Below are 24618 nucleotides of genomic sequence, written 5' to 3'. Positions count from 1 at the left end.
TTTTATTCTCCTTCCCGTCCGCGCCCGCAGGAAACTGTCGAGAGGGGGCGGATGGCCCTCTCCAAAACCGTTGGCGCCAGGGATGGCGCCATCGAGCACCATGGAAGGGCTTTGGCGTGTTTTGGAGAGGGCCATCCGCCCCCTCCCCCATGTATCAATCAAAGCGCTGACGGAGCGCTTGATAAACCCCTTATTCCGCCAGCATCGCCGCCAGCTTCTCCCGCGCGGGGCCGGCCAGCTTCGGGTTGTCCAGCGCGAAGCGGATCGTCGCCTCCACCAGCCCCAGGTGCGTACCGCAGTCGAAGCGGGTGCCCTCGAAACGATAGGCATCGACTTCTTCGGTCTTCAGCAGCTCGGCAATCGCATCGGTCAGCTGGATCTCGCCACCGGCACCAGTCCGGGTCTGTTCCAGCAGTTCGAAGATCTTCGGGCTCAGCACGTAGCGGCCGACCACCGCCAGGTCACTCGGCGCGTCCTCCGGCTTCGGCTTCTCTACGATCTGCGAAATGCGGCCCTTGCGGCCATCGAACGCCTCAGTGGCGACGATGCCGTAGCTGGCGGTCTTTTCGTGCGGCACGTCTTCGACCGCGATAACGCTGGCACCGCTGGCCTCATTGAGGTCGGCCATCTGCTTCAGCGCACCGGCACCGCGATTCCAGATCAGATCGTCGGGCAGCAGCACCGCGAACGGCTCGTCACCGATCACAGCCTTGGCACACAGTACTGCGTGCCCGAGGCCCAGCGCCTCGGCCTGGGTCACGAAGATCGCGCGCACGCCATTGGGCAGCACATGCCGGATCAGCTCCAGCTGCTCCTGCTTGCCGGCGCGCTCGAGCTTCTGCTCCAGCTCGTAGGCCTTGTCGAAATAATCGGCGACGGCGTGCTTGTAGCGGTTGGTGATGAACACCAGCGTGTCGCAGCCGGCTTCGATGGCTTCATCAACGGCGTACTGGATCAGCGGCCGATCAATGATCGGCAGCATCTCCTTCGGCACAGTCTTGGTTGCTGGCAAAAAACGCGTTCCCAGTCCTGCCACCGGGAAAACTGCCTTGCGAATTCGCTTGCTCATTGGTGCCTGTTTGCCTCACGTGCCGGAAAGGGCACGACTTTAGCGGATGAAATGTAAGCATCCTGTTCGATTGGCGAGAATTCCGGCATCGTCGCAAACAGGATTTCCTGGATGCTGGCAGTGTCGTAGCTGGCAATCGCCTCACGCAGGCGCGGAACATTGCCCAGCACCAGGTCGCGCGAGAACGTACGCACGCCGGCCTCGAGAATCTTCGGGTGCGCGGTCGAACGGTAGTCTTCGTCCGAATAGAACAGGGTCTCGTGCAGCTTCTCGCCCGGGCGCAGGCCGGTGTAGATGATCTGGATGTCCTTGTACGGCTGCTTGCCGGTCAGGCGGATCATCTGCTCGGCCAGCACACGGATCGGCACCGGCTCGCCCATGTCCAGGGTGTAGATCGCACCATGCGACGCCGACGCGGCCGCCTGCAGGATCAGCTGGCAGGCCTCGGGGATGGTCATGAAGTAACGGCTGACTTCCGGGTCGGTGACCGTGACCGGACCACCGCGCAGGATCTGCTCGCGGAACAGCGGCACCACGCTGCCGGCCGACGCCAGCACGTTGCCGAAGCGCACCGTGACGAAACGGGTGTGCGTGGACTTCTGGTCCAGGCTCTGGCAGATCATCTCGGCGTAGCGCTTGCTCGCACCCAGCGCATTGACCGGGTCGACCGCCTTGTCCGTGGAAATGAACACGAAATGCTCCACGCGGGCTTCCAGGCACGCGCGGGCGACGTTCTCGGTCGCCAGGATGTTGTTGCGCACCGCTTCGCGCAGCTGGCGCTCCAGCACCGGCACGTGCTTGTAGGCGGCGGCATGGAAGGCGGTATCGACCGGGTGCAGTGACAGCGCGTGGCGGATCACGGCAGGGTCGCCACAGTCGCCCAGCACCGCCTCGATCTCGACATCGGGGAAGCTGCGCCGCAGCTCGCCTTCGATGGTCAACAACAGCAGTTCACTGATCTCCAGCAGGATGATGCGACCAGCACCGTGCCGCGCGCACTGGCGGCACAGCTCCGAGCCGATCGAACCACCGGCGCCGGTAACCATCACAGTGCGCCCACCCAACCAGCCGCGGATCAGGTTCCAGTCCGGCATGATCGGCTTGCGGCCCAGCAGGTCTTCGATCGCCACTTCCTTCAGCTGGCCCGGCAGCGACTGGCCCTGCAGGATGTCGCTGAGCTTGGGCACGGTACGGAACGGCACACCGGTGCTTTCGCAGATCGCGACAACGCGCTGCATGCCTGCGGCGTCCAGTGACGGCATGGCAATGACCAGCAGCTTGGCAGCGGTCTCGCGGACCACCGTCGGGGCGTCATCCAGGGTGCCGAGGATCGGCAGGCCCTGCAGCTTGGCACCCCGAAGGTGCGGTGCATCGTCGAGCAGCCCGACCGGCTCGAAGTTGCCGGAACGACGCAGGTCGCGCACCAGTGTTTCCGCCGCCTGGCCAGCGCCGAGGATCAGCACGCGGCGGGCGCTGGAATCGGACTGCAGTGCCTGGTAATCCTTCCAGGCCCGGTACAGCAGGCGCGGTGCGCCCAGCAGGGCCGACAGCGCGAACGGGTAGATCACCAGCACCGACATCGGCACGCCGTCGAAGCGCTTCCACATCAGCACCAGGACGATGGCGACCATGCCGATGAAGCTGGCCTTGAAGATGTTCAGCAGGTCGCTGACGCTGGCGAACCGCCATAGCCCGCGATACAGGCCCACGCGCCAGAACACCAGGCCCTGCAGCAGCAGCACCAGGGTGGTATCGACGTTCCACAGGGGCAGCGCCGGAGCGTTGGGCAGGATCGAGTAACGCCCTGCATGGAGCAACTGCCAGCATGCCCAGACCATGAAGAGGTCGTGGCAGACGATGGCCGAACGCGGCATCAGGCCGAGGATTCTGTCCCGCCAGGGTGAAGCCATAAGTCAGGTATTTCCTTGTCGGTAGCGCATTCCATTGCGCAGGAGGAGCCAGAGGACGCTCAGCGCGGTGAACCACGCGATCGCCACGGCAGCCTCCCACCTCGGCTGCAAATTGGAGCAGACATTGAACACTGTAATACTGAACAGGCCCAAAGCAAAGTACATCCCTGTCACCTGGGGGTGACTGGCTCCTGCCTGCACCGCGCGCTGGTAGACGTGCTGGGTATGGGGTTCCATCCAGCGTTGTCCCGAAATGATGCGCGCCAGCAGTGTGAAGCCCGCGTCCACGAGGAACGGCGAAACCGGGACCAGCAGCAGGATCCAGTTGATATCGGTACGCACGCTGGCGAGCGCCAGCACCGCTGCGACCGCGTACCCCAACGCGCCGCTTCCGACATCGCCCATGAAGATCCGGGCCCGAGGGAAGTTGAACGGCAGGAATCCAAGGCAGGCCAGGCCCAGGGCCACGGCAGCCAGCGAGTACGGCCACGGCAGCACCGGCGCCAGCCCCAGCATCGCCACGACGGCCTGGCTGGCGGCAATGCCGTTGATGCCGTCCATGAAATTCCAGATGTTGATCAGTGAGGCGGTGAACAACAGCACCAGCGCCGCCAACAGCCAGCTGCCGCCATTCACCTTCACCAGGCCGGCCAGCAGCGCCGCGGCGATGAAATGCACCAGCAGGCGACGCATCGCCGGCAGGGGCCTGTGGTCGTCCCACCAGCCAATACCGGCCACCAGCACCAGCCCAAGGCTGGCCACCAGTACTGTCGGCGTGCTCTCGGGCCAGGCCCAGATGGCCACGGCTGCAGTCACCAGCAGGCTGATGACGATGGCGATGCCGCCACCGCGCGGTGTAGCGACGCTATGGCTGCGGCGTTCGCCGGGCTGGTCCATCAACTGCTGGCGCAGCGCATAGCCACGTGCAGCCCAGGTCAGCACCGCACTCAGCAGGGCGAGCCCCAGCAGCGCGCCCATCACAAGCCAGGGCATGGATCAGAGCACCGCGTAGTTCAGCAGTGGCTTGACCGTTCCCCACTCCTTGCAGCTCGGGCACTGCCAGTGGTGGGTACGCGCACCGAAGCCGCAGCGGGTGCAGCGATAGGCCGGGTTACGCACCAGCAGCTGGTCAGTGATGTGCTTGAGGTCATGCAGGGTGGCGGTGGAATCGGCGCCCTCGGCGAGGGTGAGGTCGATCAGCGCGGACTCGCCACGCACCGACGGGCGATCCTTCAGCTGGCGGCCGAGGTAGGCACGCGCCGGGGCCACGCCTTCCTGCTCCTCCATCAGCCGGGTCAGCGCCAGCACCGGGGCAATGCCACGGTAATGCTCGGTCATCTCCGACAGGAACGCGCGCGCACCTGCCAGATCGCCCACCTTGCGATAGTTCTGCATCAACGCCGGCAGCAGTTCCGGCAGGTATTCGGGATCGTTGCGCGCGGCGCGCTCGAAGGCGCGCACGGCGGCCTCAGGATTGCCTGCGTCGGTTTCCAACCGGCCCTCGATGATGCCGGCGCGCACCGACATCGCGTCGGCCTGATAGGCGCGGGCGATCGCTGCCCTCGCCTCTTCCAGCTTGCCGGCGCCACGGAATCGCTCGGCCAGTTCGCACTCGAACTGCCCGATCAGCTTGCCCATCGGCTCGCCGGTGACATCCTCGAAACGGGTGGCGTTGTCGATCGCCTTTTCCCAGTCACGCTCGGCCTGGTAGATGCCGATCAGGTGCTTGAGCGCCTGCGGTGCGCGCTGATCCAGCTGGGCCAGCTCGGTGAACACGGTCTCGGCACGGTCCAGCAGGCCGGACTTCATGTAGTCCTCGCCCAGGGCCAGCAGGGCCTGCACGCGTTGTGCGTCACTCAGGTCATGGCGATTGACCAGGCCCTGGTGCAGGCGGATGGCGCGGTCGACCTCGCCACGACGGCGGAACAGATGGCCCAGCGCGACCTGGGTCTCGAAGGTTTCCTTGTCCAGCTCGGCGATGTGCAGGAACAGCTCGATGGCCTTGTCCGGCTGCTCGTTGAGCAGGTAGTTCAGGCCACGGAAATAGGTGCTCGACAGGCGGCTGACCTGGCTGTCACCGTGGCGTTGGCCACCACGCCGCCCGATCACCCAGCCGGCCAGTGCGGCCAGCGGTACGAACAGGAAGAACCAGAACCACTCGGTGACGAAATCCATCTTCGATCAACGTCCATCAAAAGATTGGGGGGAAGCAACCGGTGCCGGCGAAGCGGCAGCGGACTTGTTGGCGCGACGCAGCTGGCCGTAGAGCGGAATGACCACGCTCACCAGCACCAGGCCAGCACCGACGATGACGCCGATCAGCAATGCGGCAATGATTGCCACGCCGACCGAGGTCTTCAGTTGGGTGAAAACAAGGTTGATAGTCATCTCGTCCATGTTCATGGCACCGATGATCAACCCAAGAATGAGTACCGCCAGCAGGACCAGCAGACGAAAAACCTTCATGCGACAGCTCCAGTGGCAGGAGTCCGTAGCTTATCCGACTCGCGGCTGGATTCGCACGCGGTGGCGCGACGGCAGGCTCAGGCCGGATCGGCGTCCAGCGGCAGCACACTGCTGACCCGCTCGCGCAGTTCCTTGCCCGGCTTGAAATGGGGGACATGCTTGCCCGGCAGGGCAACCGATTCGCCGGTCTTCGGGTTGCGACCCAGGCGCGGCGGACGATAGTGCAGCGAGAAGCTGCCAAATCCACGGATTTCGATGCGATCCCCGGCGGACAGCGATCCGCCCATCATTTCCAGCAACGACTTCACCGCCAGATCGACATCATCGGCCTTCAGGTGCGCCTGGCGGCGCGCAAGGATTTCGATCAGTTCGGATTTGGTCATTACCGGCTCACATCAGGGGCATCTCAGCCTGAAACGGCCCGGGCAATGCCCGGGCCGTCCAGGAAACATCAAACAGCCTAAGGCCGATTACTCGGACTTGTTGCCGTTCAGCTGTGCACGCAGCAGCGCGCCCAGCTGGGTGGTGCCGCTGGAAGCCGAAGAGGACTGGTATTCCTCCAGCACTTCGCGCATTTCAGCGTCGTCCTTGGCCTTGATCGACAGCTGCAGGGTACGGCCCTTGCGGTCCATGCCCACGAACTTGGCTTCGACCTTGTCGCCGACCTTCAGGTGCTGGGTGGCGTCGTCAACGCGCTCGTTGGCGATGTCGCGGGCCGAGACGTAACCTTCGATGCCGTCAGCCAGCTCGATGATCGCGCCCTTGGCGTCGACTTCCTTCACCACGCCTTCGACCTTGGAACCCTTCGGATTGGCAGCCATGTACTGGCCGAACGGATCCTGCTCCAGCTGCTTCACGCCCAGGGAGATGCGCTCGCGCTCCGGATCGACGGCCAGGACGACGGCGTCCAGGGTATCGCCCTTCTTGAAGTTGCGAACGACGTCTTCGCCGGTGGTGTTCCAGCTGATGTCGGACAGGTGGACCAGGCCGTCGATGCCGCCGTCCAGGCCGATGAAGATGCCGAAGTCGGTGATCGACTTGATCTGGCCCGACACCTTGTCACCCTTCTTGTGGGTGGCAGCGAAGGTTTCCCACGGATTGGCGGCAACCTGCTTCATGCCCAGCGAGATGCGGCGACGCTCTTCATCGACGTCCAGCACCATCACTTCGACTTCATCACCCACCTGGACAACCTTGGACGGGTTGACGTTCTTGTTGGTCCAATCCATCTCGGAGACGTGCACCAGGCCTTCGACGCCCGGCTCGATCTCAACGAACGCGCCGTAATCGGTGACGTTGGAGACCTTGCCGAAGACGCGGCTGTTGGCCGGGTAACGACGGCCGATGTTGTCCCACGGATCCTCGCCCAGCTGCTTCAGGCCCAGCGAAACGCGGTTGCGCTCGCGGTCGAACTTCAGCACGCGGACGTCCAGCTCGTCGCCGACGTTCACGACTTCCGACGGGTGACGCACGCGCTTCCACGCCATGTCGGTGATGTGCAGCAGGCCGTCGATACCGCCCAGATCCACGAACGCGCCGTAATCGGTCAGGTTCTTGACGACACCCTTCAGGATCGCGCCTTCCTGCAGCTTGTCCATCAGCTGCTCGCGCTCTTCCGAGTGCTCGCTTTCGACGACAGCGCGGCGCGAGACCACGACGTTGTTACGCTTGCGGTCCAGCTTGATGAGCTTGAACTCGAGTTCCTTGCCTTCCAGGTAGGCCGGATCGCGCACCGGGCGCACATCGACCAGGGAACCCGGCAGGAAGGCGCGGACATCCTTGATGTCCACGGTGAAACCACCCTTGACCTTGCCGCTGATGCGGCCGGTGATGGTTTCGTTCTTCTCCAACGCTTCTTCCAGCTCGTCCCACACCATCGCGCGCTTGGCCTTCTCGCGCGACAGGACGGTTTCGCCGAAGCCGTTCTCGATCGAGTCGAGGGCGACCTTGACGATGTCGCCTTCGGCGACGTCGATTTCGCCAGCGTCGTTACGGAACTGTTCGATCGGCACGATGCCTTCGGACTTCAGGCCAGCGTTGATCACCACGACGTCGCCGCGGACTTCAACAACGGTACCGCTGACGATGGCGCCCGGCTTCAGCTTGGCCAGGTTGGCCTGGCTGGCTTCAAACAGTTCGGCAAATGATTCGGTCATTAGATTTACTCTGTTGGACACATGGGTCGGAGGCGTCCCCTTCAGGGGAATGGCGACCGCCCGCCTGTTGGTCGACCCCGGAAACGCAGGTCGTGTGTAGTAGGAAAACCGCCACGCATCATTGCGCGACGGGGCTGGTACAGCACTGCTATGCGCGACCACTGCCGATGCGGCTGGCAGTGCTCCCGCGCGAACGGATCAGGCAGCCGGAACCGGAAGCAGATCCATCACTCGGGCAACGACATCATCGATGCCGATGCCTGTGGTGTCGATGAGGACAGCATCGTCTGCCGGCTTCAGGGGCGCCACGGTACGCTGAGCATCACGGGCGTCGCGGGCCATGATCTCGCGCAGGAGGTCATCAAAGTTAACAGAAACCCCCTTGTCTTTCAACTGCTTATGCCGGCGCTCGGCGCGCTCCTCGGCACTGGCGGTCAGGAAGACCTTGTAGGGAGCGTCCGGAAAGATCACCGTGCCCATGTCGCGGCCGTCGGCGACCAGGCCTGGCAGTTCCCTGAATGCGCGCTGCCGCTCCTTCAAGGCGGCCCGGACCTCCGGGATGGCGGCAATGGCCGAGGCCAGCGCCCCGGTGGTCTCCAGGCGCAGCTCGTCGGTGGCATCGGTGCCGTTGACCATGACTCGCATGGCATCGCCCTGCTCGACAAACTGAACGTGAGTGTCAAAGGTGCAGCGGACCAGCGCGGAGGCGTCGGAGGTGTCGATGTCGGCCCAGCTTGCGGCCACGCCCACCGCCCGGTACAGCGCGCCCGAATCCAGGTAATGCCAGCCCAGCCTGCGCGCGATGATGCGGCTGATGGTACCCTTGCCGGCCCCGGATGGGCCGTCGATGGTCAGGACGGGAGCGAGTGGATTCATGGGGGTCCCAGAGCGTGTGAAGAGGCCATTCTAGCCCCTGCCAGACGCCCCCAGCGGGATCTTTTGTGCAACCACTTGAAACCATGAGGAAAAGCCCGGTAGAATGGCGGGCTTGAACGAGCGTCAACTGCCGATTGTCTTTCGCATATCGCGGCCACGCTCCACCCGAACAACTACTGTTTACGCCGAGGTATGCCATGAAAGTCCTGTCCTCCCTGAAGTCGGCGAAGGCCCGTCACCGTGACTGCAAGGTCGTGCGTCGTCGTGGCAAGATCTTCGTCATCTGCAAGTCGAACCCGCGTTTCAAGGCGCGTCAGCGCTAAGCCTCACAGCCTTCCGGCTGCGGCTGGCCCTACGCGGGGCCGACCCGATGCAAGAAACCGCCTTCGGGCGGTTTTTTGTTTATGCGGCTTTTTCCTGCCGTTTTTGCTGTAATCGCCTTTCTTGACCACTGGGGAGTAGATCGAGATGAAGCGTTACCTGTCCGCCCTGGCCGTAATGGCCACCCTGGCCGCCGCCACACCGGCACTGGCCGATACCCTGCTTGTCGACCGTGCCCGCGAGAAGCCGGCCGGTGCCCTGCCCGTGCGCGGCCAGAGCATGCAGCAGGTGCAGGCGCAGTTCGGCGCGCCCAGCGAACAACTGCAGCCGCGTGGCGGGCAGAAGCGGCAGTGGCCGACCATCAACCGCTGGGTGTACCCGCAGTTCACCGTCTACTTCGAGAAGCAGAAGGTGATCGACGTGGTGGCCAACCAGGCGGACCCGAACGAAATCGGCCCGAAACCACCGATCCGTTGATCCCTTTACCCGCCGTGGGCGGGCCTGTGTAGCGAGACCATGAACCAGACCCTTCGTTTTCCTGCCGAGTGGGAAGCCCAGAGCGGCGTCCTGATTGCCTGGCCCACCGCCGACACCGACTGGGCCGACCGCCTGGGCCAGGTGGAAGAGACCTACATCGCCCTGGTCGCGGCCATCACCCGCTTCCAGCCGGTGCTGATCTGCGTGGCCGACGACGATGTGGAGACCTATGCCGAAATGCGGCTGCGCTCCAACCGCATCGACATGGACAAGGTCCACTTCACCACGGCCGCCTACGACGATACCTGGCTGCGCGACTCCGGCCCGATCACCCTGCGCCGCGCCGACGGCGGTTTCCAGCTGCTGGACTTCCGCTTCACTGGCTGGGGCGGCAAGTTCGACGCCACCCTGGATGACCAGCTGGTGGGCGTGCTCGACCAGGCTGGCGTGTTCAACGACGCCCCGGTGCGCAGCATTCCGTTCGCGTTGGAAGGCGGTGGCATCGAGACCGACGGCGAAGGCACCCTGCTGACCACCTGGAAGTGCCTGCACGAACGCCACCCGGACCGCGACCGCGCCAGCCTGAGCGCCGACCTGGCCGACTGGCTGCAGCAGGACCGCGTGCTGTGGCTGGACCACGGCTACCTGGAAGGCGACGACACCGACGCCCACATCGACACCCTCGCCCGCTTCGCCTCCGCTGACAGCATCGTCTACCAGGCCTGCGACGACGAGAGCGATTCGCACTACGCCGAGCTGCAGGCGATGGGCAATGAGCTGGCCGCGCTGCGCACCAAGGACGGCCAGCCGTATCGCCTGTTCCCGCTGCCGTGGGCGCGGCCGGTGATCGACGAAGGCCGCCGTCTTGCTGCGTCGTACGCCAACTACCTGATCGTCAACGGCGCGGTGCTGATGCCGGCCTATGGCGACCCGGCCGACGACCTGGCCCGTGATGTGCTGGCCCAGGCGCATCCGGGTCGCGAGATCGTGCAGGTGCCTTGCCGCTCGCTGATCTGGCAGAACGGCAGCCTGCACTGCATCACCATGCAGCTGCCGGCCGGGTTGTTGAAGGTCTGAGAAAAGGGAGTGCCGGCCGCTGGCCGGCAACCAGGCAATGCCTGACGGATTGATGGGGATGCCGGCCAGCGGCCGGCACGACCATCACCCATTCAGCGCGCAACACGCCGTCGCCGCCCATCCGCGCTAACATGCAGGTTTTCCCCCGCAGGAACGCCCCGCATGAACTCGCGCAGCCCCCTTACCGTCGCCCTGATCCAGGAGCGCAACCACGGTGATGCCGCCGCCAACCTGGCGGTGATCGAAGCACGCGTGGCCGAGGCGGCTGCGCAGGGTGCCAAGCTGGTGCTGCTGCAGGAACTGCACAACGGCCCGTATTTCTGCCAGCACGAATCGGTGGACGAATTCGACCTGGCCGAATCCATTCCGGGCCCAAGCACCGAGCGCCTGGGCGCACTGGCGAAGAAGCATGGCGTGGTGCTGGTCGGCTCGCTGTTCGAGCGCCGCGCTGCCGGCCTGTACCACAACACCGCCGTGGTGTTTGAAAAGGACGGCAGCCTGCTCGGCAAGTACCGCAAGATGCACATCCCGGACGACCCGGGCTTCTACGAGAAGTTCTACTTCACCCCGGGCGACATCGGCTTCAAGCCGATCGACACTTCGGTGGGCCGCCTGGGCGTGCTGGTGTGCTGGGACCAGTGGTACCCGGAAGCGGCGCGCCTGATGGCGCTGGCCGGCGCCGAACTGCTGCTGTACCCGACCGCAATCGGCTGGGACCCGGACGACGTGCAGGACGAGAAGACCCGCCAGCGCGACGCCTGGGTGCTGAGCCACCGTGGCCACGCCGTGGCCAACGGCCTGCCGGTGCTGAGCTGCAACCGCGTCGGCCACGAGGCGTCGCCGCTGGGCGCGTCGGGCATCCAGTTCTGGGGCAACAGCCACGTGCTCGGCCCGCAGGGCGAGTTCCTGGCCGAGGCCGGCACCGAGGCCACCGTGCTGCTGTGCGACGTCGACCTGCAGCGCAGCGAGCATGTGCGCCGCATCTGGCCGTTCCTGCGCGATCGCCGCATCGATGCATACGGCGACCTGCTCAAGCGCTACATCGACTGAGCCGGAGCCCGCGCATGGCCGTCCTCATCCGTGATGCCGGCCCGGCCGACATCGACGCGATCACCGCCATCTACGCGGTGGAAGTGACCGATTTCGTCAACACCTACGAGTACGACATCCCGGACGCGACCGAGATGCTGCGCCGCATGCGCGACATCATCGATCGTGGCTTCCCCTACCTGGTCGCCGAGATCGACGGCCAGGTGGCTGGCTATGCCTATGCCAACACCTATCGCACCCGCATTGCCTACCAGTGGACCGTGGAGAACTCGGTCTACGTCGATGCCGCGTTCCAGGGCAAGGGTGTCGGCACCGGCCTGCTGCAGGCCTTGATCGACGCCTGCGTGGCACGTGGCTACCGGCAGATGGTGGCGGTGATCGGCGAACCGACCAACACCGCCTCGATCAAGCTGCACGAACGCTTCGGATTCGAGCTGGTGGGCGTGTTCCGTGGCCTCGGCCGCAAGCATGGCCGCTGGCTGGACACCGTACAGATGCAGCGCGCGCTCGGCGATGGCGCCGACACCGCACCCTCCAATGAATGAACCCATGACCGAAACCCTTCCCGAGACCGGCGACGACCTGTTCGCCGGCCAGCCGGTGCGCGTCGTCGAACGCGACGGCGTGCGCTACACCCTGCTGGGCACCGCCCACGTCTCCCGCGCCAGCGTCGAGGCCGTTGAAAAAGCCATCGACAGCGGCCGCTTCGATGCCGTTGCCGTCGAGCTGGACCCGCAGCGCCTGCAGGCGCTGAGCGACCCCGACACACTCGCCAAGCTCGACCTGGTCGAGGTGATCCGCAAGGGCCGCGTCGCCCTGTTCGCCGCCAACCTGGCTCTGTCCGCCTATCAGCGCCGCCTGGCCGAGCAACTCGACATCGAGCCCGGTGCCGAGCTGAAACGTGCGGTGGAACTCGCCCGCGAACGCAACCTGCCGGTGCACCTGATCGACCGCGAGGTCGGCCTGACCTTCCGCCGCGCGTCGCAACGGCTGGGCTTCTTCGGCAAGCTGAAGCTGGTTGCCGGCCTCGGCGCCGGCCTGTTCTCGTCCGAGGAAGTGGGCGAGAACGAGATCGAGAAGCTCAAACAGGGCGACATGCTGGAATCGAGCTTCGGTGAGTTCGCCAGCGAGAGCCCGGCGCTGTACGAAACCATCATCGGCGAGCGCGACCGCTACATGGCCACCCGCCTGCGCGAAGAACACGACCCGCACCAGCGCGAAGTGCTGGCAGTGGTCGGAGCCGGCCACCTGGCGGGTCTGGCACGCCACCTGGAAACCGACACCGAGGCACCGGCGCCGCTGCGCGCCGAGCTGGAGGCGGTGCCGAAGAAGCGCAACATCCCGTGGTTCACGCTGGGCATCCTGGCGATCGTGGCGACCGGCATCGGCGTAGGCTTCTACCGCGGCGGCCTGGGCGTAGGCACCGAGCTGCTGGCAACCTGGGCGATGTATACCGGCGGCCTGGCCGGCCTGGGCTGCCTTCTGGCCGGCGGTCACCCGCTGAGCATCCTCACCGCGATCGCGGTGGCCCCGTTCAAGCCGTTCCGCCTGAGCATCCCGACCGGCGCCTTCTCGGCACTGGTGGAAGCGCGTGTGCGCAAGCCAGCCTACGAGGACTTCCTGAAGCTGCGCGACGATGCGCAGAGCCTGAAGGGCTGGTACCGCAATCGCGTTACCCGCGTGGTGCTGACCTTCATGCTGACCAACATCGGCAGCATGCTCGGCCTGTGGCTGACCACGTTCAAGGTGTGGGGCAAGGTGGCGGGGTAAGCCTCAACCGGCCACAGAATCTGTAGCGCCCGAGCCCATGCCCGGGCGATGCCGCAACGCGGCGAACAGCAGCCGAGCATGGCTATGCCGGCCGTCCTGGCCGACACCCTCCGGGCCGTCGCAAGCGACGTTGGCAGCGGCTCCTGCCGCTGCCTTCGGCTCTACAGAGGCAAGCAGACGCGGCGAGCAAAAAAAGGGGGAGACCGCCCCACTACGACCGGCCTCCCCCACACCACAACACGTTGACGTGCGTTACAGCCGGGCAGCGCCCGGCTCTACCATTTCCACTCCACGCGCACGGCGGATCAGGCGCGTCACGGCATTACGCAGGTCATCGAGCACCGCGTAGATCGTCGGCAGGAACAGCAGGCTGACCACGGTCGAGAACGCCAGGCCGCCGGCAATCGCACGCGCCATCGGCGAGTACTCCGGGCCATTGCCGAACATCTGCGTGTCGGTCAGCGAGATCGGCACCATCGCCAGGATCGCCGTGCCCATGGTCATCATGATCGGGCGCAGGCGTTCGCGTGAGCCTTCCACCAGCGCCTGGGTACGGCCCATGCCGCTGCGCCGCAGGTTGTTGATGTGCTCGATCATCACGATGCCGTTGTTCACCACCACGCCCATCAGCACCAGGATGCCGATGAAGGACATGATCCCGAACGAGGTGCCGGTGATCCAGAACAGCCAGAACACGCCGAAGATCGAGAACAGCACGCCACTCATGATTGCCGCCGGGAACAGCAGCGACTCGAACACCGCCGCCATCACCACGTAGATCATCACCAGCGCGATCAGCAGGTTGAACACCATCTGCTGCATGGCTTCATCATCGTTGCCGTAGTCGCCGCCATCGAAGGTGAAGCCGTAGCCGGCCGGGAAGTTCATCGGCTTGAGCACGGCTTCGATCGCCTTGCGCCCGTCCGGCGCGGTGACCTTCCCGGCCAGGTTGGCCTTGATGGTCAATGTCGTCTGACGGTTGGTACGGCCGATCTGGGTGGCCGACGAACCAACGTCCACGGTGACCAGGCTCAGCAGCGGCACGCTGCGGCCATCGCCGGTACGCACGCTGAAACCGGCCAGGTCTTCCGGGCTGCTCTGCTCGGCGCCGGCAAAGCGCACCCACACCGGCACTTCATTGTCACCGCGGCGGAACTCGCGCATCGGTGCGCCGCGCAGCGCCAGGCCGACGAAGCTGGCCACCTGTTCGGCGTTGAAGCCGAACGCTGCGGCACGCTCACGGTCGACGCGCACCTTCAGCTCGCCGCCCTTCTCGCCATTGTCGATGCGCACGTCCCGCAGTTCGGCACGCTGCGCCAGCAACGGCACCACTTCCTGGCCGATCTCCTGCAGCATCGAGCTGGAATCGCCCACCAGCTGCACCTGCACGCCCTGGTTGCCGCCACCCCCACCATCGCCGCCCTGGTTGCCGACGAAATAGTCGGTGCGGGCGGACTTCGGCAGGCCCTTGCGCAACTCTTCCTGCAGCGCCTTGATGTCCTTGGCGTACTTCTCGTCCAGGGTGACCACCGTGGAGCTGCCTTCCTGCTCGCTGTACCAGGAGTACACCTGCTTGACGTGCAGGCGCTCGCGGTTCTGGTCGATCCAGCTCTCCACGCGCGCCACTTCCTCGGACATCTGCCGGTAGGTGTAGGCGCCCTTCCACATGTAGCCGATGAAGATGTCCTTGCCGCCCTCGCCACCGAACATGTCGACCTTGGTCAGCTTCATCGGCACCAGGCTGACCAGCACCACCAGCAGGATGCCGAGCAGGCTCCAACCGCGGTGATGCAGCGACCAGTCCAGCAACTGTGCATAGCGCCGCTGCAGGCGCGCGATCAGGCCGGTCTGCGAGTGCACCAGCTTGGGTGTGGCCATGCGTGCGGACAGCATCGGAATCAGGCTGACCGCGACCAGCCACGAGGCCAGCAGCGAGACCGAGATGGTGATCGCGATCTGCGCCATGAAGATGCTGACGTTGTTGGTCTCGCCGAACAGGTTCGGCACGAACACGATGCAGTGGCACAGCGTACCGGCGCTGAGCGCGATGGCCACGTTGCGGGTGCCGATGATCGAGGCCAGCCGTGGCTGCCCCGGCATGCGCTCGCGCTCCTGGTAGATGCTCTCCACCACCACCACGGCGTTGTCGACCAGCATGCCCACGGCCAGCAGCAGGCCCATCATGGTCAGGATGTTCAGCGTCACCCCGACGAAGTACATGAAGCCCAGGGTGATGGTGAAGCAGATTGGAATGGCCAGGGTCACCATCAGCGTCGACGGCCAATGGCGCAGGAAGAAGAACAGCACCGTCACCGACAGGATCAGGCCGACCGCACCGGCTTCGGCCAGCTCCAGCAGTGACGAGGTCACTGCCTTGCCCTGGTTGTCGATCACCTTGATCTGCACGTCGCGCATCGACGGCTGCGCGCGGATCGCCTCGACTTCGGCCAGCGCCGCACGCGAGACGTCCACCAGGTTGGCACTGCGCTCCTTGAAGATATCCAGGCCCACCGCCGGGTTGCCGTCCAGACGGCGCCCGTAGTTCATCCGCGCCGGCTTCAGGCGCACGTCGGCGATATCGCCCAGGCGCAGGCCCTTGGCGTTGATCACCAGGTCGCGCATTTCCTGCAGGTCGGTGATCTCGCCCACCGGCTGCACGCGCACGCGCTGGCCGTTGTCGTCGATCTGACCGGCCGAGATCGAGAAGTTCAGCGTGCGCAGGCGCTCGCTCAGCTCGTTGATGCTCAACCCATGCGCGTTGAGCCGGTTCGGATCGATGGCGATCTCCACCTCGTTCGGCGGTGCACCGGTGATATCGACGCGGGCCACACCCGGGATGCGCTCGATGCGCCGCTTGAACTCACGGTCGAGCATGTCATAGGCAGTGGTCAGGTCGGTGGTGCTGGCCAGGCGCACCTTCAGTACCGGCTGGTCACTGCTGGACCACTTGAAAACGTTGTAGCGCTGCAGGTCGTCGGGCAGGTCGCTGCGGATCGCATCGATACGCTCGCGCGCGTCGGACGCGGCAATGGCGATGTCGCGGTCCCAGTCGCTGAACTCGATGTAGATCAGCGCCGCCTCGGAGGTGGCCGATGAGCGCATGCGTTTGATGCCGGTCATCGTCGCCAGCGACTCCTCGACCGGGCGGATGATGGTCCGCTCCACTTCCTCGGGCGTCGAACCGGTGTACGGGATCTGCACGAACAGGAACGGCGCGGAGATGTCCGGCAGCGCCTCCAACGGCAGCCGGAACGAAGCGATCAGGCCGATCACCACCAGCGACACGAAGCACATGATGGTAGTGACCGGGCGGCGGATGGAGAACTCGGCAACGCTCATGCCGGCTCCTCCACACCCGCCGCGCTGCCTGCTGCGCCCGGCTCGATCTCGCCGGCGTGCTTGCGGCCGCGCTCACGGTAGTAGGCGTCGCCGCGACGATCCATCAGGTCGTACACCACCGGGATCACCAGCAGCGTCAGCAGCGTCGACACCAGCAGGCCACCGATCACGGTGATCGCCATCGGTGCACGCACTTCGGCGCCCTCGCCCATCGCCACCGCCAGCGGCAGGAAGCCGAACAGCGTGCACAGCGTGGTCATGATGATCGGGCGCAGGCGCGAGCGCGCACCTTCCACCAGCGCCTCATGCTTGGCCACGCCGGCTTCGCGCAGCTGGTTGACCTTGTCGATCAGGATGATCGCGTTCTTGGTGACCAGGCCGACCAGCAGGATCAGGCCGATGAACACCACCACCGAGATGGGCTTGCCGGTCAGCATCAGCGCCAGGATCGCGCCGACCAGCGCCAGCGGGATGGTGAACAGGATCACGAACGGGTGCAGCAGCGACTCGAACTGCGAGGCCATCACCAGGTAGACCAGGAAGATCGCCAGTCCAAAGGCGAAGATCAGCGACTTCGCCGCCTGCGCCAGCTCCTCGCCCTGGCCACCGATGTGCAGGCCAACGCCCGCGCCCAGCGGCTGCTCGGTCACCATCTGCTGCACTTCGCGCATGGCGGCGCCAAGGTCGATGTCGCGCAGGTTGGCCGATACCACCGCCACCCGGGTCTGGTCGGCACGATGGATCTCGCTGGGGCCGGTGGTGGCGACCACGTCGGCCACTGCGTCCAGGGTGACCGGGCGGCTGCTGCCCGGATTGACGATCAGCCGGCGGATGCTCTCGACGCTGGCGCGGTCACCTTCCTGGGCACGCACCAGCACGTCGATCTTGCGATCACGGAAGCTGTAGCGGGTGGCGACGTCGCCGCGCACCTTCTTCACCACCACGTCGGCGATCTGGCGGGTGGTCAGGCCCAGCGCACCCGCGCGTTCCTGGTCGAAGCGGATCTGGATTTCCGGGAAGCCCTCTTCCACCGTCGATTTCACGTCGGCGTAGTGCGCATTGCCGCGCAGCATCGCCGCCAGGCGTTGCCCGGCCACTTCCAGGGTGGCCATGTCCTGCCCGCGCAGTTCGATTTCCAACGGCGTGGAGAAGCTGAACAATGCCGGCCGCGCGAAGTCGACCTGGGCGCCCGGGTGCTGGCTCATGGTGCCGCGCAGGCGCTCGGTGATTGCTGCTTCGGTGCGCGCGTTGCCACCACCTTCCATCACCACAGTCAGCTTGCCGATGTTCTCACCGCTTTCGGTCGGACTGGCATCCAGCCGGGTGCCGCTGCCACTGACGCCATACAGCGAGGCCACGCCCTCCCCCTTGCCGTGCGCCAGCTGCAGCTCGCGCACCAGCGCATCGGTCTGCTTCAGCGGCGTGCCGGCCGGCAGCTTCACCGTCATTTCGAACCGGTCCTGCGCCAGCTGCGGAATCAGGTCCGCGCCAAGCATCGGTACCAGCGCCATGGTCGCCACGAAGATGATGGCTGCCACGCCCAGCACCTTGCCGGGATGCGCCAGCGCACTCGGCAGCAGGCGCAGGTAGCCTCGCTCGGCGCCTGCATAGGGCTTCATCGCCAGATCACTGGCCTTGCGCATCACCGGGCCGACCACTGCCACCACGCCACGCCACACGCGCACGACAAGCCAGGCCAGCGCATAGAAGCTCCAGCGCGCGCTGGCAACCACGCCACGGCGGCCCAGCGCGACCGGCTTCTGCCAGCGCTTCTGCGGCTGCCATGCTGCGTTCGGCGCCTCTTCCGGGAACGCCAGCGGTGGCCGCCCCTTCAGCGAGCTCAGCATCGGGATCAGGGTCATCGACACCAGCAGCGAGATCGCGATGGCGATCGCCACGGTCAGCGCCTGGTCGCGGAACAGCTGTCCGGCAATCCCGTCGACGAACACCAGCGGCAGGAACACGGCGATGGTGGTCAGGGTCGAGGCAACCACCGCCATGCTCACTTCACGGGTGCCGGCGATCGCCGCCTGCAGGATGCCCAGGCCACGCTCACGAGCCTTGGCGATGCTCTCCAGCACCACGATCGAGTCATCCACCACCAGGCCGGTGGCCAATGCCAGGCCACCCAGCGACATCACGTTTAGACTCAGGCCGAGCTGGCCCATGAAGAAGAACGTGGCGATGATCGATACCGGCAACGACAGGCTGATCACGAACGTGCTCCAGCCATCGCGCAGGAACAGGAAGATGATCAGGATCGCCAGCAGGCCACCGATCACCGCGTCCTTCTTGACGTCGGCGATGGCGTGCTCGATGAAGCGCGACTGGTCCTCGATGGTGGTCAGCTCGACATCGGACGGGAACGTGCCCTTGATCTGCTCCAGGCGCTTGCGCAGCGCTTCGGCGGTGGACACGGTGTTGGCGTCGCCTTCCTTGTAGATGGCCAGCTCGACCGCCTCCTTGCCGCCCAGGCGGATGATCGCTTCGCGCTCCTTGTAGCCCTGGCGCACGGTGGCCACGTCCTTCAGGCGCACCGGCACGCCGTTGGCGACCACGCTGGAGCCGCCGCCGGATGATGCGCTCTGTGCCGCCGACGCCGCCGCGATGGCTGCCGCCGAACCGGTCGACGCGGCGATGTTGAACATCTGCTGCAGCGCCGAATCCGCTGCGCTGCCGTTGGCGGCCTGGGTGGTGACCAGCAGGTTGCGGATTTCCTCGAGGTCAGCGAACTGGTTGACGGTACGCACCAGGAAGCGCTGGGAGCCCTCTTCCAGGCGGCCGCCGGAGATGTTGATGTTCTCGTCCTTGAGACGCTTGATGACGGTGTCGATCGGCAGGTTCAGCTGCGCCAGCTTCTGCTGGTCGATGTCGACCTGGATCTCGTCTTCCAGGCCACCGCCCACCTTCACTGCTGCCACGCCGGTGACCGGCTCCAGCTTCTTCTTCAGGTCTTCATCGGCATAGCGGCGCAGGCCGGTCAGCTCGCGGACCGCATCGGCATCGCTGGTCGGCGCGACCTTGTTGGACAGCACCAGGCGCATGATCGGCTCGGTGGACGGATTGAAGCGCAGCAGCACCGGGGCCTTGGCCTCCAGTGGCAGGTTCAGCGCTTCCATCTTGTCGCGCACCTCCAGGCTGGCCTGGTCCATGTTGGTGCCCCAGGCGAACTCCAGCACCACATCGCTCTGGCCGGTGCGCGAGACCGACTTCAGCTTGCGCAGGTTCTTGACCACGCCCACCGCTTCTTCAACCGGCTGGGTGATCAGGGTTTCGATTTCGGTCGGCGCCGCACCGGTGTATTCGGTGCGCACGGTCAGCGTCGGGTAGCTCAGGTCGGGCAGGAGGTTGACCTTGAGGTTGCCGAGCGCGATCAGGCCGAACAGCAGCAGGGTGACCGTGCACATGGCGATGGTCACGCGGCGGCGCGTGGCGAATTCCACCAGGCCGCCGCGCATGCCGGCGGCGGCGCCGTCGCTCGCCGGCGAGGCACCGTGGTCGTGGCCCGGGGCAGTCATTGCTTGCTCCCGGCCTTGTCTGCGGGCTTGGCGGCCGCCGCGACCGCCTTCGCCTTCGGATCGGCAATCACCTGCACCGTGGTGCCGTCGCGCAGGGCGACCTTGCCGGCGGTGACCACCTGATCACCGGCCGCCAGGCCATCACGGATCTCCACCCACGGGCCCTCGGCGTAACCCAGCTTGACCGGAACGCGTGCGACCTTGCCTTCGCGCACGCGGAACACCGCAGGTTCACCGTCATCGAGCAACGCCAGGCGCGGCACCACCAGCGCATCGGCACGCTGGTCGTAATCGATGCGGATGCGGCCGAACATGCCGGGCTGCAGCGCGTGGGCGGCGCCATCGAAGGCACTGACCACGCGAAACGTGCCGCTGCCCGAGTCCACCACCGGCGCGATGCGGTCAACGGTGCCGGTGAAGCTCTGGCCCGGCAGTGCGTCGGCCGCCAGCGTCACCGGCTGGCCGGCACGCAGGGTGGCCAGCTCACGTTCGGGTACGTTGAGGGTGGCCTCCAGCCGCGAGTTGTCGACGATGCGGAAGATCGGTGTATTGATCTGCACGAAGTTGCCGGTCTTGATCGAGCGTGAGGCGATCACACCGGAGATCGGTGCCACCACCGTGGTGTAGGACAGCTCCAGCGTGGCCAGGCGGTACTGCGCACGGACGTTCTCCAGGTCGTAGCGCAGCTGGTCGACATCGGCGGCGCTGACCATCTGCTGGCCGACCAGCTTCTGTGCGCGCTGGTAGTTGTTTTCCAGCTTGCGCATCTGCGCTTCGCTCTGCGCCACGGCCAGGCGTGCACGATCCGGGTCCAGCCGCACCAGCGGCTGGCCGGCGGTGACCCGCTGCCCTTCCTCGACCAGCACCGCCAGGGCTACGCCGGAGGTCTTGGCGACCACCTGCGACTCTGCGCGTGGCTCCAGTGCAGCGGTACCGGTGTAGCTGGCCGCGACGGCACGATGGCTGGCCACCGCCACTTCGACCGGGACTGCGTCGACCTTCTTCTCCTCCTTGGTCTCGGCAGCCTTGGCTTCGGAATTGGGCCCTGCGGCGCAACCGCCCAGCAGCAGGGAGGTGGAGATCAGCAGTGCGGCAGCGCAGATTCCGCTGCGACGGCCGGACAGGAAAGTTGGGTGCGACATCGTCAGGTCCCTGGAGGATGCGTGGACAGGTGTGGTAGCAAAGTAATGCACCACTTCACGGCAACACCATATCCCAAAGGTCATGGTGTCTTCACGCCGGTGGTCGGCCCGCCCCCATTTCAGCTAGATGAAACCTGAGGCTATACTCGGGTCGTTCCGTACCCCACGCCGGAACGACCAGACCCGAATCCCCGGAAACGACACCATGCGCCCGCAGCCGCTCGCCGCTTGTCTCGCTCTGGCCGTCCTCCTGCCCCTTGGGGCCGCCGCACAGCCCGCTCCCGCTCCTGCCACACCCGCGCCGGCGCCTGCCACGCCCACCGGCAACTTCGACAATGGCCGTGTCCTGGCCTACACCTGCCAGGGGTGCCACGGCATCACCGGCTACAAGAACGCCTACCCCAGCTACCGGGTGCCGAAGATCGGCGGCCAGACCCAGCAGTACCTGGCCCAGGCCCTGACCGAGTACCGCCAGGGCAAGCGCCGGCATCCGACGATGCAGGCACAGTCGATGAGTTTCAGCGAACAGGAGATCGCCGATCTCTCTGTTTACCTGTCCACCGTCAAGTAAGGCCCGCCCATGTCGAAAGCCGCGCATCCGATGCGTCACGCCATCGCCCTGTCCGTTGCCCTGCTGCTGGCGGCCTGTTCGCAGTCGCAGGTGGAAAACAGCGAGAAATCCGCCGCCGACCCGGGCCATGCCAGCGGCGAACACGGTTCTTCGTCCTCCGCTGGCCTGCCGGCAGGCCGCGAGGCCGCCGGTGAAGCCCGCGCCAAGGTGAAGGGCAAGGCCACCAACCAGAGCTGCATCGACTGCCATGGGGCCGACGGCAATGCGCCGATCGATCCGACCTATCCGAAACTGGGTGGCCAGTACGGCGACTATCTGGCGCATGCGCTGCAGGCCTACCGCGCCGGCGACCGCCAGCATGCGCTGATGACGCCGCAGGCGAAGGACCTGAGCGATCAGGACATCGCCGATCTGGCGGCGTATTTCGGCAGCCGGCCGAGCCAGTTGCGGGATCTGCACGGAGTCAAATGACCGCTCTGCGCGGATCATGACTGCTGCAATCTGATGCGTTCATGGGCGTTACTTTTCTTTGCTCGCAAAGAAAAGTAACCAAAAGAAGCGCTCCGCCGTCCGCGAGCCGATGCTACGCACCGGTACCCTGCGCTCCTCGGTCCACCGAGGGACGGCGCGGGAACTCGCTGCGCTCAGACACCCGCGCCTCTTCGCCCTCGCCGGACCTGCGGTGCTCGGCTCGCTTCAAGGCGGAATCAGATCAAAAACCACAGCCGCCCGCAGGGCGAGACGGCCGTGGTAGCCGCTCAGCCTTCCAGCTCTTCCCAGCGCGCGTACGCGGCATCCAGCTCGGCCTGCACCTTGGCCAGCTGCTGGGTGTGCGCGGTCACTTCGGCACTGCTGCGGGTGTAGAACGACGGATCGTTCATCGCCGAGGTCAGCCCTTCGACATCGCTTTCCAGCTTCTCGATGGTCTTCGGCAGCTGCTCCAGCTCGCGCGCTTCCTTGTAGGCCAGCTTGCGCTTGGGCGCAGCCGGGGTGGCAGCAGCCGGCGCGGCAGGTGCTGCGGCTGCCGGCTTGGCGGCGGGGGTCGCGGCAGGCGCTGCCACGCTGGCCGCATAACGCTGCCAGTCGCTGTAGCCACCGACGTACTCGCCGATCACGCCGTCGCCTTCCATCACCAGCGTGGAGGTCACCACGTTGTCGATGAAGTCACGGTCATGGCTGACCAGCAGCAGGGTGCCGGTGTACTCGCCCAGCAGCTCTTCCAGCAGCTCCAGGGTTTCCACGTCCAGGTCGTTGGTCGGTTCGTCCATCACCAGCAGGTTGGACGGCTGCGCGAACAGCTTGGCCAGCAGCAGGCGGTTGCGCTCGCCACCGGACAGGCGGGTGATCGGCGCACGCGCGCGTTCCGGGGTGAACATGAAGTCCTGCAGGTAGGCATGCACGTGCTTGCGCTTGCCGTTGAACTCGAGGAAATCGCGGCCTTCGGCCACGTTCTCGATCGCGCTCCAGTCTTCGCGCAGCACCGCACGGTACTGGTCGAAATAGGCGATCTGCAGGTTGGTGCCGGCGTTGACTTCGCCCTTGGCCGGCTGCAGCTCGCCCAGCAGCAGCTTCAGCAGCGTCGTCTTGCCGCTGCCGTTGGGGCCGATCAGGCCGATGCGGTCGCCGCGCATGATGGTGGTGGTGAAGTCGCGGACCATGGTGCGCTCACCGAAGGCGAACGAAATATCCTTGACGTCGATGACCTTCTTGCCAGAGCTGATGCCCTGTGCGGCTTCCATCTTGACGTTGCCGCTGAGATCACGGCGCTGCGAACGCTCCACGCGCATCGCCTTCAGGCGGCGCACGCGGCCCTCATCGCGGGTGCGGCGCGCCTTGATGCCTTGGCGGATCCAGACTTCTTCCTGCGCCAGCAGCTTGTCGAAGCGCGCGTTTTCCTGCGCCTGCGCGTTGAGGCGTTCCTCCCGGCGACGCTCGTAGTTGGCCCAGTCGCCCGGCCAGCTGGTGACCTGGCCACGGTCGATCTCGACGATGCGGGTGGCCAGTGCGCGCAGGAAGCGGCGGTCATGGGTAACGAACACCACGCTGCCGCTCCAACCCTTCAGGAACGCTTCGAGCCAGTCGATGGCTTCGATATCGAGGTGGTTGGTCGGTTCGTCCAGCAGCAGCACGTCGGGGCTGGACACCAGCGCACGGGCGAGCAGCACGCGGCGCTTCATGCCGCCGGACAAGCGGCCGAACTCGGCCTCGCCGTCCAGGTCGAGCTTGGTCAGGGTTTCGCTGACGCGCTGATCGAGGCCCCAGCCGTTGGCGGCGTCGATCTTGGCCTGCACGTTGCCCAGGGCTTCGCCATCAAATACTTCGGCGTGGCTGAGGTGATGGAATTCGGCCAGCCACTGGCCCAGTTCACCGAGGCCATCGGCGACGACGTCAAACACCGAGCCGGCGGCGCCATGTGGCACTTCCTGCTCCAGGCGGGTGACGCGCACGCCCTGCTGCACGCGGACTTCGCCGTCATCGGGCTTGTGGTCGCCGGACAGCAGCTTGAGCAAGGTGGATTTGCCGGCGCCGTTGCGGCCGATCAGGGCGATGCGTTCACCCGGCTCGATCGACAGTTCGGCCTTTTCCAGCAACAACGGGCCGCCGACGCTGAAGTCGACGTTCTGCAGAGTAATCAGAGGCATCCGGATATTGTACGGGTTGGGGGCGTCGGCCGGGTTGCACCCGGCACCCGCGGTAGTGCCGACCGCTGGCCGGCAGCCTCAACGGCAACGTCAAAAAGCTGGTTTCCTGTGGGACGGCGGGGCGCGGATCCCGTCGTGGAATTCGCGCTGTGCGGATGGATCCCGGCTACCCCACCTCCCCCAGCAACGCCTGCAACCCCGGCAGCCATTGCTTGCCGGGGTTGCAGGCGTTGC

The 24618-nt window shown here is 65.8% G+C and carries 20 protein-coding genes; 8 read left to right on the top strand and 12 right to left on the bottom strand.

What is annotated here, in order from left to right; translation table 11 throughout:
• Positions 1 to 190 precede the first annotated feature (190 nt).
• The 8 genes from galU to cmk form a co-directional block, all read right to left on the bottom strand.
• Entirely contained in the window at positions 191 to 1069 is an 879-nt protein-coding gene (galU, locus tag A7X97_RS11355; RefSeq protein WP_072168277.1) for a UTP--glucose-1-phosphate uridylyltransferase GalU, read from the bottom strand.
• Positions 1066 to 2979, bottom strand: coding sequence for a polysaccharide biosynthesis protein (locus A7X97_RS11350; protein WP_032954120.1), 1914 nt, complete (start codon positions 2977 to 2979; stop codon positions 1066 to 1068). Before A7X97_RS11350 ends, galU begins: the two co-directional genes overlap by 4 nt.
• A 3-nt stretch (positions 2980 to 2982) precedes the next feature.
• A complete protein-coding gene (locus tag A7X97_RS11345) occupies positions 2983 to 3972 on the bottom strand; it encodes an MraY family glycosyltransferase (protein WP_111007935.1) in 990 nt (329 codons plus the stop codon).
• A gap of 3 nt (positions 3973 to 3975) precedes the next feature.
• Positions 3976 to 5154, bottom strand: coding sequence for a lipopolysaccharide assembly protein LapB (lapB, locus tag A7X97_RS11340; RefSeq protein WP_005416232.1), 1179 nt, complete (start codon positions 5152 to 5154; stop codon positions 3976 to 3978).
• Positions 5155 to 5160: 6 nt separating this feature from the next.
• Positions 5161 to 5445 (bottom strand): LapA family protein, encoded by a 285-nt coding sequence (locus A7X97_RS11335; protein ID WP_061477908.1) that lies wholly within the window; start codon positions 5443 to 5445, stop codon positions 5161 to 5163.
• A 77-nt stretch (positions 5446 to 5522) separates the two neighbouring features.
• Positions 5523 to 5828, bottom strand: a complete 306-nt coding sequence (locus tag A7X97_RS11330) for an integration host factor subunit beta (RefSeq protein WP_005409286.1) — start codon at positions 5826 to 5828, stop codon at positions 5523 to 5525.
• 87 nt (positions 5829 to 5915) lie between these two features.
• Positions 5916 to 7601, bottom strand: coding sequence for a 30S ribosomal protein S1 (gene rpsA / locus A7X97_RS11325; protein WP_005416230.1), 1686 nt, complete (start codon positions 7599 to 7601; stop codon positions 5916 to 5918).
• Between the two features lie 198 nt (positions 7602 to 7799).
• A complete protein-coding gene (gene cmk / locus A7X97_RS11320; protein WP_061477909.1) occupies positions 7800 to 8477 on the bottom strand; it encodes a (d)CMP kinase in 678 nt (225 codons plus the stop codon).
• A 197-nt stretch (positions 8478 to 8674) separates the two neighbouring features.
• On the opposite strand from cmk, the gene ykgO reads away from it, so the two are divergent.
• The 6 genes from ykgO to A7X97_RS11290 all read left to right on the top strand — a co-directional run bounded on the left by ykgO (position 8675) and on the right by A7X97_RS11290 (position 13172).
• A complete protein-coding gene (gene ykgO / locus A7X97_RS11315; protein WP_005409283.1) occupies positions 8675 to 8800 on the top strand; it encodes a type B 50S ribosomal protein L36 in 126 nt (41 codons plus the stop codon).
• A 175-nt stretch (positions 8801 to 8975) separates the two neighbouring features.
• The gene (locus A7X97_RS11310) at positions 8976 to 9275 is read left to right on the top strand and encodes a hypothetical protein (RefSeq protein WP_227837998.1); all 300 of its coding nucleotides are present in this window, start codon (positions 8976 to 8978) and stop codon (positions 9273 to 9275) included.
• Between the two features lie 39 nt (positions 9276 to 9314).
• Positions 9315 to 10352 carry an agmatine deiminase family protein gene (locus A7X97_RS11305; RefSeq protein WP_005416227.1) on the top strand — a complete coding sequence of 346 codons (1038 nt, stop codon included), beginning with the start codon at positions 9315 to 9317 and terminating at the stop codon, positions 10350 to 10352.
• A 162-nt stretch (positions 10353 to 10514) separates the two neighbouring features.
• Positions 10515 to 11402, top strand: a complete 888-nt coding sequence (locus A7X97_RS11300; protein WP_005416226.1) for a carbon-nitrogen hydrolase — start codon at positions 10515 to 10517, stop codon at positions 11400 to 11402.
• A 14-nt stretch (positions 11403 to 11416) separates the two neighbouring features.
• On the top strand, positions 11417 to 11947 hold the full coding sequence (locus A7X97_RS11295; RefSeq protein ID WP_005416225.1) for a GNAT family N-acetyltransferase: 531 nt from the start codon (positions 11417 to 11419) through the stop codon (positions 11945 to 11947).
• Positions 11948 to 11951: 4 nt separating this feature from the next.
• A complete protein-coding gene (locus A7X97_RS11290) occupies positions 11952 to 13172 on the top strand; it encodes a TraB/GumN family protein (RefSeq protein WP_088496762.1) in 1221 nt (406 codons plus the stop codon).
• Between the two features lie 252 nt (positions 13173 to 13424).
• On the opposite strand, the gene A7X97_RS11285 is transcribed toward A7X97_RS11290, so the two are convergent.
• The 3 genes from A7X97_RS11285 to A7X97_RS11275 are packed head-to-tail and all read right to left on the bottom strand — an operon-like array spanning position 13425 to position 21171.
• Positions 13425 to 16511, bottom strand: coding sequence for an efflux RND transporter permease subunit (locus tag A7X97_RS11285; RefSeq protein ID WP_111007934.1), 3087 nt, complete (start codon positions 16509 to 16511; stop codon positions 13425 to 13427).
• Positions 16508 to 20029, bottom strand: coding sequence for an efflux RND transporter permease subunit (locus A7X97_RS11280; protein ID WP_111007933.1), 3522 nt, complete (start codon positions 20027 to 20029; stop codon positions 16508 to 16510). Before A7X97_RS11280 ends, A7X97_RS11285 begins: the two co-directional genes overlap by 4 nt.
• Entirely contained in the window at positions 20026 to 21171 is a 1146-nt protein-coding gene (locus A7X97_RS11275; RefSeq protein WP_049411461.1) for an efflux RND transporter periplasmic adaptor subunit, read from the bottom strand. Before A7X97_RS11275 ends, A7X97_RS11280 begins: the two co-directional genes overlap by 4 nt.
• Positions 21172 to 21376: 205 nt before the next feature.
• Between A7X97_RS11275 and A7X97_RS11270 the strand changes: the two genes are divergently transcribed.
• Together A7X97_RS11270 and A7X97_RS11265 are read left to right on the top strand one after the other, a co-directional pair.
• A complete protein-coding gene (locus A7X97_RS11270; RefSeq protein ID WP_111007932.1) occupies positions 21377 to 21742 on the top strand; it encodes a c-type cytochrome in 366 nt (121 codons plus the stop codon).
• 9 nt (positions 21743 to 21751) lie between these two features.
• Positions 21752 to 22213, top strand: a complete 462-nt coding sequence (locus A7X97_RS11265; protein ID WP_005416218.1) for a c-type cytochrome — start codon at positions 21752 to 21754, stop codon at positions 22211 to 22213.
• Between the two features lie 287 nt (positions 22214 to 22500).
• Here A7X97_RS11265 and A7X97_RS11260 read toward each other — a convergent pair whose 3' ends face one another.
• Positions 22501 to 24384 (bottom strand): ATP-binding cassette domain-containing protein, encoded by a 1884-nt coding sequence (locus A7X97_RS11260; protein WP_061477914.1) that lies wholly within the window; start codon positions 24382 to 24384, stop codon positions 22501 to 22503.
• Positions 24385 to 24618: the final 234 nt, after the last annotated feature.

It is taken from the genome of Stenotrophomonas sepilia, assembly GCF_003244875.1.
GTDB classification, from domain to species: Bacteria; Pseudomonadota; Gammaproteobacteria; order Xanthomonadales; family Xanthomonadaceae; genus Stenotrophomonas; species Stenotrophomonas sepilia.
This window is presented reverse-complemented; position numbering and strand designations above follow the sequence as displayed.

Bases quoted from the DNA above. Each gene is read 5' to 3' on its own strand.
- A7X97_RS11275 (WP_049411461.1), bottom strand. From the start codon at position 21,171: ATGTCGCACCCAACTTTCCTGTCCGGCCGTCGCAGCGGAATCTGCGCT.
- lapB (WP_005416232.1), bottom strand. From the start codon at position 5,154: ATGGATTTCGTCACCGAGTGGTTCTGGTTCTTCCTGTTCGTACCGCTG.
- A7X97_RS11300 (WP_005416226.1), top strand. From the start codon at position 10,515: ATGAACTCGCGCAGCCCCCTTACCGTCGCCCTGATCCAGGAGCGCAAC.
- A7X97_RS11265 (WP_005416218.1), top strand. From the start codon at position 21,752: ATGTCGAAAGCCGCGCATCCGATGCGTCACGCCATCGCCCTGTCCGTT.
- A7X97_RS11345 (WP_111007935.1), bottom strand. From the start codon at position 3,972: ATGCCCTGGCTTGTGATGGGCGCGCTGCTGGGGCTCGCCCTGCTGAGT.
- A7X97_RS11305 (WP_005416227.1), top strand. From the start codon at position 9,315: ATGAACCAGACCCTTCGTTTTCCTGCCGAGTGGGAAGCCCAGAGCGGC.
- A7X97_RS11335 (WP_061477908.1), bottom strand. From the start codon at position 5,445: ATGAAGGTTTTTCGTCTGCTGGTCCTGCTGGCGGTACTCATTCTTGGG.
- A7X97_RS11350 (WP_032954120.1), bottom strand. From the start codon at position 2,979: ATGGCTTCACCCTGGCGGGACAGAATCCTCGGCCTGATGCCGCGTTCG.
- ykgO (WP_005409283.1), top strand. From the start codon at position 8,675: ATGAAAGTCCTGTCCTCCCTGAAGTCGGCGAAGGCCCGTCACCGTGAC.
- A7X97_RS11290 (WP_088496762.1), top strand. From the start codon at position 11,952: ATGACCGAAACCCTTCCCGAGACCGGCGACGACCTGTTCGCCGGCCAG.
- rpsA (WP_005416230.1), bottom strand. From the start codon at position 7,601: ATGACCGAATCATTTGCCGAACTGTTTGAAGCCAGCCAGGCCAACCTG.
- galU (WP_072168277.1), bottom strand. From the start codon at position 1,069: ATGAGCAAGCGAATTCGCAAGGCAGTTTTCCCGGTGGCAGGACTGGGA.
- A7X97_RS11285 (WP_111007934.1), bottom strand. From the start codon at position 16,511: ATGAGCGTTGCCGAGTTCTCCATCCGCCGCCCGGTCACTACCATCATG.
- A7X97_RS11310 (WP_227837998.1), top strand. From the start codon at position 8,976: ATGGCCACCCTGGCCGCCGCCACACCGGCACTGGCCGATACCCTGCTT.
- A7X97_RS11260 (WP_061477914.1), bottom strand. From the start codon at position 24,384: ATGCCTCTGATTACTCTGCAGAACGTCGACTTCAGCGTCGGCGGCCCG.
- A7X97_RS11330 (WP_005409286.1), bottom strand. From the start codon at position 5,828: ATGACCAAATCCGAACTGATCGAAATCCTTGCGCGCCGCCAGGCGCAC.
- A7X97_RS11270 (WP_111007932.1), top strand. From the start codon at position 21,377: ATGCGCCCGCAGCCGCTCGCCGCTTGTCTCGCTCTGGCCGTCCTCCTG.
- A7X97_RS11295 (WP_005416225.1), top strand. From the start codon at position 11,417: ATGGCCGTCCTCATCCGTGATGCCGGCCCGGCCGACATCGACGCGATC.
- A7X97_RS11280 (WP_111007933.1), bottom strand. From the start codon at position 20,029: ATGACTGCCCCGGGCCACGACCACGGTGCCTCGCCGGCGAGCGACGGC.
- cmk (WP_061477909.1), bottom strand. From the start codon at position 8,477: ATGAATCCACTCGCTCCCGTCCTGACCATCGACGGCCCATCCGGGGCC.